Here is a 14,073-nt window from a genome sequence, read left to right on the forward strand (position 1 = left end):
CCTCTGTCAGCGCTGCAGCAGCCCCCTTGCGGGTGGCTGCTGCCAGCTTTAGCGCTTGGAGTGCTTGACCCCGGCGCCGCGCACTTCCAGCCGAATGCTGTCCAGCACCTCGCCCTGGGCATTGACCAGCTCCACCTGGTGGCGGCCCGGCCAGGGCAGCCAGGCCCAGCGTGCGCCGCGCGCGACATCCTTGCCATCAATGCGCCAGCGGGCAGAGGCCGAATCGGCGACAAACTGCAGGCGCTGGCGGTCGGGCGGAATGTCCGGATCCACCGCCACAATCGTGCCGTTGGCGGGGGCCAGAATGCGCACGGCAGGCGGTGCTGCCGAGCTAGTGCTGTCGGCGGATCGCCCGGCTACGCTGCGCCCACCCACCATTTCATCGACCCCGGTGGCCTGGCCATCGAGCGCAAAGCGCGGCTGCGCGGTGCCGGCCAGAAACCATTCCTCGCGCCGGGCTTCCAGCGCAAAACCGGCACCTGATTGCCCAGCCGGCGCCGGTCCAAAATCCACCCACTGCGCGCGCAGATCTGCCGGTGGCTTGGGCGCGCGGCTGGGCTGGCCCTGGTGCAAAAAGGCCATGATGCTGGCCCAGACGGGCGCCGCACCACTGGTGCCACTGACCGAATGCATGGCCTCGCCGCTGGCATTGCCCACCCAGACACCGACCGTGTAGCGGTCCGACCAGCCCACGGCCCAGTTGTCGCGCATGTCCTTGCTGGTGCCGGTTTTCACCGCCGCCCAGCTGCGCGTGCCCAGCACGCTGTCCATTCCAAAGGTGCGCACGCGGGCATTGGTATCGGCCAGCATATCGCCCACCACATAGGCGGCGCCGGCATCCATGGCCTGGCGGAACGCGGGCTTGCCGCCGCGCGTATAGGCCACCGGGCTGTAGCGCCCGCCATTGGCCAGCGCGCGGTAGGCATTGGTCAGCTGCACCAGCGGAATATCGGGGCTGCCCAGCGCCAGGCTGTAGCCAAAATAGCTGCCGCTCTCGCGCATGGGCATGCCCAGGCGCACCAGCTGGTCAAAGAAATCGTCCACACCGACCATCACCAAGGTGCGCACCGCCGGCACATTGAGCGACGCGCCCAGCGCCGTGCGCACCGACACCCAGCCCTTGAAGCTGCGGTCATAGTTCTGCGGAATATAGAGGCCGCTGGCCGTGGGAATGCGGGCGGGCGAGTCCTCGATCAGCGAGGCGGCAGTCAGCTTGTGCTCGGCAATCGCCTGGCCGTAGAGAAAGGGCTTGAGGGTGGAGCCCGGCTGGCGCGGCGCCAGCACCGCATCCACCGCCTGCGCCTGGCTCAGTGCGCCCGATGAGCCCACCCAGGCGAGCACCTCGCCGCTGGCGTTGTCCAGCACCAGCACCGCGCCATCTTGCACATTGCTGCTGCGCAGCGCCTGCAAATGCTGGTCCAGGCTGTCCACCGCAAAGCGCTGCAGCGGCGCGCTCAAGGTGGTGCGCAGGCTGGCGGCTGCAGGCGGCTTGTTCGCCGTACCAGACGACGTGGCTTGGCGCGCCTCGCGCAGCGCGATGCGGCTGAAATGCGGGGCAATGCCTTCGCTGGCGTCAAAGGCGCGCTTTTTCAGCGCCACTTCGGTGAAAAACACCACCGCCTCGCAATCCACTTTCGGGTCGCGCCGCATCTCTTTGAGCACGCCGCAGGCGCGCTGGCCCACTTGCACAGCCCGCGCATTGGGGGCGCGCACCAGGGCGGCAGCCACCGCCGCCTCGCGGTCGTCCAGGCCATGCGGGGCCTTGTCAAACAAAGTGCGCGACAGCGCATCGATGCCCACCAGCTCGCCCCGGAACGGCACCAGGTTCAGGTAGGCCTCCAGGATCTGGGTTTTCTGCCAGCGCCGGTCCAGCACCTGGGCGGCCACCGTCTGCCCCACCTTTTGCACCACCGAGCGGCCACCGCTGCTGCGGCGCCAGTCGCCATCGAGCAGGCCCGCCAGCTGCATGCTGATGGTGCTGGCCCCGCGCGTGCGCTGGTTCCAGAGGTTGCCCCAGGCGGCCGATGTGACGGCGGCCCAGTCCACACCGGCATGTTCGTAAAAGCGCTTGTCCTCGCTCAGCAGCATGGCGGTGCGCAGCGCAGCCGATACATCGCCCAGGGCCACCCAGTCGCCCCGGCGCACCGTGCTGTCAGTGCGCACCCTCTGCAGCAGTTCGCCTTCGCGCGACAGCACCCGCGTCTCCGACGAGCTGAAATCCTGCCGCACCTCGCCAAAGCTGGGCACGGCCTGGGCCAGCGGTGCCTGCACCAGGCAGACCAGGGCCAGCGCCCGCCAGCGGGCTATGCGCCGCAGCCTCATGGCGCGACGGGCACAACCGTCACCTTGGGGTTGGGTGCCATGCCAAACATCTCGGGCGCATACAGTGCCTCGACGCGGGTCGATGGCAATGCAAACTCACCCGTGTTGTTGACCCGGTAGCTGTACTGCAGGCTGAGCTTGCCCTGCGGCAGGTAGCCGTAGTAGGCGCGGTAGCTCTCGAAAGACCGCTCCTCAAAAGCCTTCCAGCCCCAGCCGGTCGATTTCTCGCCCGCGGTGGACAGCGCCGAGTCCCGGCCCAGGCCGCTGCCCAGGATGGTGGCACCGCCCGGGATCGGGTCGGTGATCGCCACCCAGGTCATGTTGGCGCTGGCATTCACCTCCAGGGTCACGCGCAGCACATCGCCGCGTGTGTACTGGCCGGCGGGCAGGTTCTTGTTGGCCTGCTCCACCGCCACCACCGTCTTGCTGATGGTGTAACCCGCCGACAGCGACTGCTTGAGCGGCACGGCCGCCTGCGACTGCACCGTCAGCCAGGGCTTGCCGGTGCCCTTTTGCTGCACCTTGAGGCTCTGGTTGCCAGGGGCCCAGGGCAGGTCGATCGTGTTGTTCAGCCATTGCGCCACCTGCTCGGTCGGGCCGGGCGTGTGCTTGGCGCCTTGTGCCAGCAGCTCGATGGCGTCCTGCGCCTTGGTCACGCGGCTCCAGTCCACCGTGCCGGACTTGCCGGCCATGCTGGCCTCGGTGGTGCCGGTCACCGGGATCGACTCATAGGTGCGCGAGAAGCGCTCCAGCGCCAGCGCGCCCCAGAGGTTGGCCGTGGTGGTCATCCAGGCACCGCTCTTTTGGCGGCTGATGAAGCTGCTGGCCAGGCGCGGCATGTCGTCCTTCCAGGCCGGGTCATCCATCACCACCAGCAGGAAGCGCGCCAGGGTGGTATCGCCGTTTTGCATCAGCCACCACCAGTAGTCGTTGTTCTCATTGGCGAACAGCACCTTGGTGCCCTGGTAGCTCAGGCGCGCACGCAGGATCTGGTTGGCCTCTTCCATCAGCTTGCTGCGGTTGGGCGCATCCTTCATGTGGCCCAGGATGGACAGCCAGTCCACCACGGTCTGGGTGGGCCAGTCGTTGGGCGAAATCTGGATGCTGGTCAGCATGCGTGGCTGCGCCTTGCCATACAGCGCCAAAGCGTTGATGGCGGCCAGCTTGCGCACCTCCAGGTCAGAGCGCGGGCTCCAGAACTTGCGCTCGATGCGGCCATCGATAAAGCGGGCCAGCGCGTCTTGCATGCGGCCCAGCGGCGCTGCGGGGATCGCAAAGGCCGGGTCGATGCGCTTCATCTCGAAAGCGGCCTGCAGCAGGTGGGCGGTCAGCGCATCGCTGCCGGTGTTGCTGCTGCCCGCTTGCGGCGGGAAGTAGTTGGCCAGGCCATCGCCATCCAGGTAGGTGGGCAGGCGCTCCATCGTGCTCTTCCACAGCGCTGCATCCTGCATGCCGATGGATTTGCTGGTGGTCTGCTCCAGGCAAGCATACGGGTAGGCACGCCACCAGTCACGCACACCCGGCAGGCCTTCGGCCAGGCGCGGCACCAGCGACAGCTTCAAACCGCCCCGGCCGGGCAAGGCATCGGCCGGTGCGCTCACGGGCATGTCCAGGCTGCCGTCCAGCTGCACCAGGGTGGCCTGCAAGGTCTCCACCGCCACAGCGGGCACCACGCGCTGGCTCACCTTGAGCGCATCGGCCGCGTCGCCCTGCTTGTCCTTGGCGCTGATCTCCCAGAGCAGCTCGCCCTGGCGGCTTTGCGACATGTCGACTGGCGCCGTCACGCTCCAGCTCACGGTGCGGGCCTCATTGGCCGCCACTTCCACGGTCTGCGGCTCCAGCTGCAGCAAGGTGGCCTTGGGGGTCACCAGCACCTGCATGGGCTTGCTGGTGGTGTTGCGCAGGGTAACCTGGGCGTCATAGCGGTCGCCATCGCGCACTAGCGGCGGCAGGCCGCTGATGATCTGCAGCTCCTGCGAGGTGCGGATCTGCGTGCTGCCGGTGCCAAACAGCTCCAGCCCGCTCTCGGCCACGGCCACGATCTTGAAGCTGGTCAGCGCATCGTTGAGCGGCACATCCACCTCGGCGCGGCCATTCGCATCCAGCACCACATTGGGCTGCCACAGCAGCAAGGTGTCGAGCAGCTCGCGGGTCTGGCCATTGCCGCCGCCGCCGCCCGCTGCCACCGCCTTGCGGCCGTAGTGGCGCCGGCCAATGATCTCCATCTGCGCGGTGGAGGTTTCCACCCCCCAGGACCGCTTTTGGTACATGGCTTCGAGCAGCGCCCAGGTGTCATTGCTCTTGAGCTCCAGCAAGGCCTGGTCCACGGCGGCCACCGACACGGCCGCGCCCGCTGCCGGCTTGCCATTGGGCAGCTTGGCTTCGATGGTGACCTTGGCGGTATTGCGGATGCGGTAGCTTTCCTTGTCGCTCTTGACGGTCACCGCCAGCTGGCGGTCGGCAATACCCACGCGTATTTCGGCCGCGCCCAGGCGGTAGGCGGGCTTGGACAGGTCGACCAAGGCGGTGGGTGCCACGTATTCTTTGCCCTCGTACCAGAACGAGGTCCACCATTCACGCGGTGACTTGAAGCCCCAGGTGAAGAAGCTGTACCAAGGCACCTCGCGCAGGCGGCCACGCAGGGCCATCACGCTGACATAGACATTCGGGCCCCAGCCCTCTTGCACCTTCAGATGGACGGTAGGGTCATCGCCGCGCAAGGTAATGACCTGGCTGTACAGCACGCCTTCGCGCTCCACCGTCACCAAGGCCGTGGCCTCGCGGAAGGGCATGCGCACCTGGAAGCGGGCGGTATCCCCCGCCTTGTAGGATTTTTTCTCCGGCAGCAGGTCCATGCGGTCGTTATCCTCGCCGCCAAACCACAGCTCGCCTTGCTTGGTCACCCAGACCGAGGTCGCCGCCTTGGCGCTGCGGTTCTTGTCGTCGGTGGCTTCGGCAATCAACTCGGTCTCGCCGCCTTCGCTCAGCTGGGTGCTGCAGGCGAGCAAGCCCTTGGCATCGCTCTTGCCGCTGCAGACCACCCCCAGGTCCTTGTAGCTCTCATGGTTCTCGTAGCTGTAAAAGCCGCCCACCATTCGCTTGCGCGTGGAGGTAACGATACGCGCCACGGCCCGCACCTGCAGCTTGACGCCCGAGGCCGGCTTGCCCGAAGGCGTGAGCGACAGCGCCTGGAAGCTGAGTTTTTTATCGGTAGAAGCCCAGTTCTCGGCCTTGATGCCGGCGACCACCGAGGCGGGCCAGATCACGCTGTGGTTGCTGATGGTCTGTACCTCGCCATTCGGGTCGGAGAAGCTCGCTTCCAGCAGCAGATCCTGCGGCGCCACCGAGGTGGGCACCTGGTCGATCACCACCTTGCCCACGCCATTGGCGTCCAGGGTCAGGGCCAGCTTGTCGGCAATCACGCGGCGGTCATTGCTGTAGTCTTCGCCGTCGTTGCCTGCACCGGGCAGCTTGCGGCTGAGGTAGGGCCGGCCGAAGGAGAAGGTGTCGTAGTCCTCAAAGCTCACCGCATGCGACTGGATCGCCGCCGACACCTTGACCGCCTCCTTGGCCGCTGCGCCACCGGACAGGTAAGACAGCTGCACCTGGGCGCCCAGTTTCTCGGGCTGCACAATCGGTGCAGGCAGGTCGGGCGTCACACTGCCTTTGAACACCGGCAAGCGGTACTCTTCCACCCGGAACGAGGTGGTCTGCATCTCGGCAGTGCCCCATTTGCCTTTGCCGCCTTTGAGGGTGACGCTGTAGGTGCCCAGCTTGGCGGATTTGGGAATCTTGAACTCCGAGACCGCCGACAGGCCCTGGCCCGGACGGCTCCAGCTGATGGGCAGCACAAATTCATCGTTGCTGCCTTGGTGGGTGACCAGCACCTGGTCGGGCAGCTGCTCTTTCGTGGGCAGCCCCAGGCCGCCCATGGTCTGGGCGCGGATCAGATGCTTCATCGACACCGTCTCGCCTGCGCGCAGCAAGCTGCGGTCCAGCACCGTGTGGGCCACCAAGTCCTGCTGCGGGCTGCTGTCGGTCTCCAGGTTGAAGCGCCAGCTCTCGATGCCCCGCTGCCAGTCACTCCAGACAAAGGCCATGTCAGCCTTGCCATCGACCGTGGCGCGGGCACTGACAAAGTAGGCCGCGCTTGTGTCGCTCTCAACGCTTGAATTGCAGCGCACCGATGTCTGGGTGTCCAGCTTGTCAAAGCGCGCAACCCCTTCCTTGTCGGTGGTGGCCTGCACCAGGGTCTTGCCATCGCAGGTGGAGACACGCACCTGCGCATTGGCCACCGGCTTGCCCTTGTCCAGGCTGGTCACCCAGGCCATGGCGTTTTCACGCCCGAGCTTGAAATGCACGGCCAGATTGGTCACCAGCGCGGAGCTGCGCACATACATCACCCGGCGGCTGCTGTCGTAGTCGGCGTTGAGCAGTGCATCGCCCAGCATCGGCGAGGCGATCTCCACCACATGGAAGCCGGTCTCTAGCGGAATGCCCACCACCTCGAAGGGGCGCGGGTCCTTGCTGTCGGTCTTGGGCAGGGCGAGCTTCTTGCCGTTGGCCTGGCCTTCGAGCAGCGAGAGCATGCGCGTCTCGACATGGTGCTTGTCGCCATCGGGCAGCACATTGGGCAGCGGGCTCTTGCTGTCCAGCGCGGCCTGCTTGCGGCTGACCTGCCAGTTGTCATAGCGCTGCAGCTTGCGGTACCAGCGGATGATGTCGGCATCGCTTTGCAGCTGCAAGGTGGAGACGGTGCCCTTGTCTTCGATCGCCAGGCCGCTGATCTGCAGGTCGTGCTCCACATTGCGCAAGGTCACCGGGAACATGGCCGGGCCCTTGTCGCCTTCGGCAAAACGCTCCACCACGCCAAACGGCGCGGCAGCAAACTTGGCCAGCGGCGGCATCAGGCCCGCCTGCACCTGGAGTGGAAACAGGTTGGCATTGGCCAGGGGCCGGTCGGCCTCATCCTTGAAGCCCGCCGGCAACACAATGCGCATGGCCTCTTTCTCAGCAAATGGCGGCGCAAACTGCAGCCGGCTGACTTCGCTGGCCTCGCCATCATCGGGGAAGCTGGGTTTGAGCTTGCCCTTGGCGGTCTCCAGGATGATGGTCTCGGCCAGCTTGCGGTCCACCGGTGCGCTGAAGAACAGGTTCAGCGGGCGAATCGGCAGGCAACCGGCCTGCGCATTGGCGCGCTCGCAGCTGAACTCCGCCGTGAACGGCGGGCGCACCTGGAAGTCAAAGCGGCGTTCACGGCTTTGCTTGACGCCGTTGTCCGTGCTCACCCCGGCCCCTACCACCAGGCTCATCTGCGCGCCTTCGGGCAAGGCCCGCTGGCACTGCAAGGCCACATGGCGGCGCGGCTTTTGCTGCAGCGCATCGGGGCCAAACTGGCTTTGCATGAAGCCGTCCGATTCCGAGGCGCTCAAAATGCGCACCGGAATGCGCTCGCCAATGCCCTTGACCGTGCACCAGGTGCTGTCCTGCACCGTGGAGCTCACCACATCGGCATTGAACTGCAGGCCAAAGAACTGGCGGCTGTCGAGTTCTTCGTAGCTGCTGGGTGCCATGCGCGTCACCGACGGCCCGCCAGTGCCAAAGCGGTACTGGGCAGCGCCTTTGACTGGCTCGCCGGCCGCATCCTTGAGGCTGGCAAGCTTGTCGACCGTGCAACGCACACCGGGTGGCAGGTCATCGGCCAGGTCAAAGACCCATTCCCGGGGCCCCGTCCAGCGGCCCGTGCCCTGGCCCAAGGCCTGTTTGTTGTCGCAGTCCACCTTGACGGGGGCGGGCGCACGCAGGTCGCCCATCGGCACCACGGCCGCATCGAACTTGACCACGATTTGCCGTACCCGGGCCACCTCGCCCTGCGGTGACACCGATGTGATGGATGTGGCATGGGCCGACAGGCCGAGCGCAGCCCAGCCTGCGCCGACCAGCCAGCGTTGTAATGTTGTATTCACGGAGCTCTCCCCTAGGATGGTGAGAGCGTACCAAAATTAGCCTGCGCCAGTGTTGGCTGGCTGCCTAGGGCAGCCGGGTGTTTCATTTGGCAACAAGATGAGCCTATTTATTGGGCTTGTGGCTTGCCAGGGCTAGGTGCAGGGGTCTGCACTGCTATCGGCACGCCGCCCAGGCCCTCATTGGGGCTGGAAGCCGCTGTCGCGAATGATGCGGCTCCAGACGGCCGAGTAGGCACGCTCGCGTGCCAGCAATTGCTCGGCGGTCATATAGCCCACGCTCAGGCCCATGCCCACCAGCTGCGCATGCACATCAGGGGCGGCCACCGCCTTGGCCACGGCCTGCGATACCGCCTGCACCATCTCGGGTGGCGTGCTAGCGGCGGCATACATGCCGTAGTACGGCATATCTTCCAGACCGGGCAGGCCCAGCTCACTGAAGGTGGGCACATCGGGCAAGGCCTGCTGGCGCTTGCCGCCCAGCACCGCCAGCACCCGGATCTTGCCGGCCTTGTGGCTTTCGATGAAATCCTGCACCGAGCCAATGCCCGCTGGGATCTGGTTGCCCATCATGTCGGCCAGCATGGGCGCGCTGCCCCGGTAGGGCACGGCGACCAAATCGGTCTTGAAGCGCTGGTTGAGCACGCGCACCAGAAACTCCGGGGTCGATGCCGGCGCCGGAATGCCGACTGCGCTTTTGCCGCCCTGCTTTTTGATCCACTGCAGATAGGCCTCGAAGCTGCGCACGCCCAGGCCTTCGGAGACCGCCAGCGCATTGACAAAGCTGGCAAAACCGGCGACCGGCACAAAGTCCGCATGCGGGTCAAACCCCGGGTTTTTGACAACCTGGGGCAGGATGGAGATGGTGTGGTCGTGGGTGACAAAAAAGGTGGCGCCATCGGCCGGCGAGGCCTTGAGGATCTGGGCCGCAATCTGGCCGCCCGCGCCAGGCTTGTTCTCCACCACCACCGAGGTGCCCAGGCTGTCCTTCATCTTCTCGGCCAGCAGACGCGCGATCACGTCGGTGCCGCCGCCCGGCGGAAAGCCCACCAGCAGCCGCACCGGCTTGCCCTTGTTGTAGCCCGCCGCCCAGCTAGGCGCTGCCAGGCTCCCGGCCGCAGCGGCGGCCAGCAGTTGTTGGGAGAAATGGCGGCGGCGCAAGGACATGCTTAGCTTTCAGGAATCAAGAAGAACCGTTCAAGCAAGGCTTATGCCAGACGCACGCGGTGCTTGGCCAGCTGGGCCCGCACCTGCGCGGGCGCCGTGCCGCCCAGGGTATTGCGCGCATTGAGCGAGCCTTCCAGGCTCAGCGCCTCGAACACATCGGCTTCGATGTTCGGGTTGAAGGCCTGCAGCTCGGCCAGGGGCAGCTCGGTCAGGTCCACACCCTTTTGTGTGGCCAGCTTGACGGCATGGGCCACGGTCTCGTGCGCATCGCGGAAAGGCAGGCCCTTCTTGACCAGGTAGTCGGCCAGATCGGTGGCGGTGGCGTAGCCCTTGAGCGCAGCGGCGCGCATATTGTCGGCATTGACGGTGATGCCGCCTTCCTTGGCACCGGTCGCTGGGTTGACCTGGCCGCCCATCATCTCGGCGAAGATGCGCAAGGTGTCCTTCAGGGTATCGACGGTGTCGAACAGCGGCTCTTTGTCTTCCTGGTTGTCCTTGTTGTAGGCCAGGGGTTGGCCCTTCATCAAGGTGATCAGGCCCATCAGGTGGCCCACCACACGGCCGGTCTTGCCGCGCGCCAGCTCGGGCACATCGGGGTTCTTCTTCTGCGGCATGATCGACGAGCCGGTGGTGAAGCGGTCGGCAATGCGCACAAAGCCAAAGTTCTGGCTCATCCAGATGATCAGCTCTTCGGACAGGCGGCTGATGTGCACCATGCACAGCGAAGCCGCTGCGGTGAATTCAATGGCAAAGTCGCGGTCGCTAACGCCGTCCAGCGAGTTCTGCGAAACACCCTCCATGCCCAGGGTCTGGGCCACACGCTCGCGGTCCAGCGGGTAGGTGGTGCCGGCCAGGGCGGCAGAGCCCAGGGGCAGCACATTGACGCGCTTGCGCACATCCAGCATGCGCTCGGCATCGCGCTTGAACATTTCCACATAGGCCAGCAGATGGTGGGCAAAGCTCACCGGCTGGGCCACCTGCAGGTGGGTAAAGCCCGGCAGGATCACCTCCACGTTCTTTTCGGCCACTTCGACCAGCGACCGCTGCAGCTCGCCCAGCAGGCCTTCGATCAGGTCGATCTCAGCGCGCAGCCACAGGCGCACATCGGTGGCGACCTGGTCATTGCGGCTGCGGCCGGTGTGCAGGCGCTTGCCGGCATCGCCCACCAGCTGGGTCAGGCGCGCTTCGATGTTCAGGTGCACGTCTTCCAGGTCCAGCTTCCATTCAAAGCTGCCCGCTTCAATCTCTGAGGTGATCTGCGCCATGCCTTGCTCGATGGAGGCCAGGTCCTGCGCGCCGATGATCTTCTGGGCGCAGAGCATTTGTGCATGGGCCAGGCTGCCCTGGATGTCGGCCTGCCACAGGCGCTTGTCAAAAAACACGCTGGAGGTGTAGCGCTTGACCAGATCGCTCATGGGTTCGGAGAACAGCGCCGACCAGGCTTCGGACTTGGAATCGAGCTGGTTGTGCGAAGGAGACGAAGCTTGTGGTGTAGACATGAAGGTCGCAATATTCGGGTTAAGCTGCCAGTTGCGCTGCGGAAACACAGCCCCCGGTGCTGTGCCTGTGGCCCGCCGAAGCCCTGGGCGAAAAACCAGGATTTTATCGACCCTGCACGACCATGCCAGCAACATCAACTAATCCTGCCCCGCGCGAAGCCATCGTCGGCACGGCCTATGTGTTCGATGCCTGCACGGCCAGCGTGATCGGCCGCACGGTGGCCTTGGTCGAGACGGTGGTGGCCATTGCCGCCGCTTTTGGCGCCAGCAGCGCGGTGGATTGGTTTTTCCGGCTGGCCCTGCTCACCGCCGTGGTGCTGCCCGCCAGCCTGTTATGGCTGGTGCTGGCCTGCCAGCAGAAAAAGCTGCTGCAGCGCTGCAGCACCCGCGTGCAGTACCTGGCGGGTGCGGCACTGGGCATCGTCTGCGGCCTGCTGGCCGCCTTGCTCTACCAATGGACCACGATGGCGGCCGAGACCGCCTGGCTGGCCAGCGCCGCGGCCGGCGGCTTTTTGGCTGCCATGGTGGTGGTAGGCCTGCAGTGGCGTGCCCAGGCCCGCACGCCTGCGGCCACCACCGCACGCCTGGCCGAGCTGCAAGCGCGCATCCGGCCGCATTTTCTGTTCAACGCGCTCAACAGTGCCATCGCGCTGGTGCAGGACCATCCGCAAAAAGCCGAGGCCATGCTCGAAGACCTGAGCGATCTGTTCCGCCATGCGCTGACCGAAAAGCGCGAGGCCTCCACCCTGGCCGAAGAGGTGATGCTGGCACGGCGCTACCTGTCGATCGAGCAGATCCGCTTTGACGACCGCATGGCGGTGCGCTGGAACCTGGATTCGCGCGCCGATGACGCCACCGTGCCGCCCTTGTTCTTGCAGCCGCTGGTGGAGAACGCCGTCAAGCACGGCATCGAGCCCAGCCACGGCCATGGCCGCATCAGCATTGCCACGCGGCGCCGGGGCAAGATGGTGCAGATCCAGATCATCAACACCACGCCGCGCCCTTTCAGCACCCCGCAGCCCGAGCGCCGCGCAGGCACGGGCACCGCGATCCTGAATGTGAAAAAGCGCCTGCGCCTGCTCTACGACCTGGAGTACGACTTCAAGGCCAGCAGCAAGGACGGCATTTACATGGTGCGCATCAGCATTCCGGCTTGAGCGGGCGCAAATACACGACGGCCGGTGTTGGCAGGCAGCCCCCGGCTCCGCTAGCATAGTCGCCCATGCGAGTATTGATTGTGGATGATGAAGCCTTGGCCAGAAGCCGCCTGCGGCGCCTGCTCGTCGAGATGACGCCAGCGCCTGAGGCGGTGCAAGAGGCCGCCAATGTGCCGGAGGCGCTGCACGCCCTGGCCAGCGCGGCGGCGCTGGGCCAGGCCTTTGATGTGCTGCTGCTGGATATCCACATGCCCGGCCCCAGTGGCATGGATTTGGCGCGCCAGCTACAAACCTTGCCCCCCGCCGGCCCGGCTGTGGTGTTTGTCACCGCCCACCCCGAGCATGCGCTGAGCGCCTTCGAAGTCAATGCCGCTGACTACCTGACCAAGCCCGTGCGGCGCGAGCGGCTGGCCGCAGCGCTGCACAAGGTGCGCTTGGTGGCCCATGCCCGTGCCTTGCAAAGCGCTCCCAGCCCGGCTGAGGCAGACCCTGATGCCGACACCTTGCTGATCACCGACCGGGGCCGTACCGAGCGGGTGCGCCTGGCCGAGGTGCTGTATTTCAAATCCGAGCTGAAATATGTGACGGTGCGCACCGCCACGCATGAATACCTGTGGTCCGGCAGCCTCAACGACCTGGAGGCGCGCTTTGCCAAGCGCTACCTGCGCGTTCACCGCAATGCACTGGTGGCGCCGGCGGCCATACGCTGCCTGGAAAAAGCCTACGACATCGACGACAGCGACGGCTGGCAGCTGCGCCTGTTTGGTATCGGGGATGTGCTGCTGGTATCGCGCCGCCAGCTGCCCGTGGTGCGGGCCTTGCTGGCCAACAAGAACGGCCTGCGCGCCGGCGATTGACTAGGCACTGCGGCAGGCCTGGCACCCCTCGCCCGCTCAGTGCTTGTGGCCGTCGTGGTCCCCATGGGGTTCATGGGCTTCATGCTGCTCAGTGCCTTCATGGGCATGGCCATGCTCATGGTCGCCATGTGCCCAGGTGCTGACGGCACTGACCACGATCATGCCCACCGCCAGCCAAACCACCTGCTGCACGGTTTGCCTGGCCGTCAGCTGGCGCTGCAGCTGCGGGATCAGATCGGCCAGCGCCACATAGATAAAGCTGCTCGATGCAATGGCCAGAAAATACGGCAGAAAATCGGCCAGCGAGCTGACCAGAAAATAGCCCACCACGCCGCCTAGCGCGGTGACTGCGCCTGCCAGCGATAGCTTGAGCAGCGCGATCTTGCTTTGGCTGCTGCTGCCATTGCCTGACAGCACCACCAGGTCACCCATGTGGTGGGGCACCTCATGGGCCAGCACCGATATCGCCGCCACAATGCCCAGCCACATATCGGCCATGAAGGCCGAAGCAATCAGGATGCCGTCGCCAAAGCAGTGCACGCTGTCACCGGTCAGCAGCGACCAGCGGCCTGCGCTGTTGTTGTGGGCATGGTGGTGGTCGTGCCCATGGCCATGCGCCGCATCGGCATGGCCGTCATGCGCGTGGCCGCGCTCTTCGGGCAAAGCGTGGCGGTGCTCATGGCCGTGGTGCCAAAGCTCGGCCTTGTCCAGCAAAAAGAAGAACACCAAGCCCAGCAGCAGCACCACAAACAGCGCCTTGGGGTTGATGTGGCTCTCAAAAGCCTCGGGCAGCAAATGCACAAAGGCCGTGGCCAGCAGCGCGCCAGCGGCCAGGCTGAGCAGGTGCTGCGCACCAAAACGGCTGCCCTGGCTGCCAATGCCCGTGCGCATCAGCACGGCGGCCACCCACACGCTGCCCAAACCAGCGGCCAAGGTCGCCAGCACAATCGCTATCAAAGTCATGAAACCATCCTTCAGCAGGGGCCAGGCTTAACCGATACGCCTGCTTCCACACGGGCCTGCGTACTGCAGATCTACGCAGCCGCCGGGCACCGCTGCCCCCTCAAACATGCCGCGCATAGTAGCACTTGTTGCAACGCAGTTGCAT

General features: G+C 65.7%; 7 protein-coding genes. 2 read left to right on the forward strand and 5 right to left on the reverse strand.

Annotation, left to right across the window (positions count from 1 at the left end; translation table 11 throughout):
- Positions 1-48: 48 nt before the first annotated feature.
- The 4 genes from pbpC to argH form a co-directional block, all read right to left on the reverse strand.
- A complete protein-coding gene (gene pbpC, locus M2375_RS01470) occupies positions 49-2,322 on the reverse strand; it encodes a penicillin-binding protein 1C (protein ID WP_259163482.1) in 2,274 nt (757 codons plus the stop codon).
- Positions 2,319-8,288, reverse strand: a complete 5,970-nt coding sequence (locus M2375_RS01475) for an MG2 domain-containing protein (protein ID WP_259163484.1) — start codon at positions 8,286-8,288, stop codon at positions 2,319-2,321. The genes pbpC and M2375_RS01475 overlap by 4 nt, the downstream gene beginning before the upstream one ends.
- 177 nt (positions 8,289-8,465) lie before the next feature.
- The gene (locus M2375_RS01480) at positions 8,466-9,452 is read right to left on the reverse strand and encodes a Bug family tripartite tricarboxylate transporter substrate binding protein (protein WP_259163485.1); all 987 of its coding nucleotides are present in this window, start codon (positions 9,450-9,452) and stop codon (positions 8,466-8,468) included.
- Between the two features lie 41 nt (positions 9,453-9,493).
- A complete protein-coding gene (gene argH, locus M2375_RS01485) occupies positions 9,494-10,951 on the reverse strand; it encodes an argininosuccinate lyase (protein WP_259163486.1) in 1,458 nt (485 codons plus the stop codon).
- Positions 10,952-11,073: 122 nt separating this feature from the next.
- Here argH and M2375_RS01490 point away from each other — a divergent pair, with 122 nt between their 5' ends.
- A complete protein-coding gene (locus M2375_RS01490; protein WP_259163487.1) occupies positions 11,074-12,108 on the forward strand; it encodes a sensor histidine kinase in 1,035 nt (344 codons plus the stop codon).
- 65 nt (positions 12,109-12,173) lie between these two features.
- A complete protein-coding gene (locus M2375_RS01495) occupies positions 12,174-12,965 on the forward strand; it encodes a LytTR family DNA-binding domain-containing protein (protein WP_259163488.1) in 792 nt (263 codons plus the stop codon).
- A 36-nt stretch (positions 12,966-13,001) separates the two neighbouring features.
- Here the strand turns inward: M2375_RS01495 and M2375_RS01500 are convergent, their stop codons facing one another.
- On the reverse strand, positions 13,002-13,928 hold the full coding sequence (locus tag M2375_RS01500; protein WP_259163489.1) for a ZIP family metal transporter: 927 nt from the start codon (positions 13,926-13,928) through the stop codon (positions 13,002-13,004).
- Positions 13,929-14,073 lie beyond the last annotated feature (145 nt).

This window comes from Comamonas sp. BIGb0152, from assembly GCF_024809975.1.
GTDB lineage: Bacteria > Pseudomonadota > Gammaproteobacteria > Burkholderiales > Burkholderiaceae_C > Comamonas.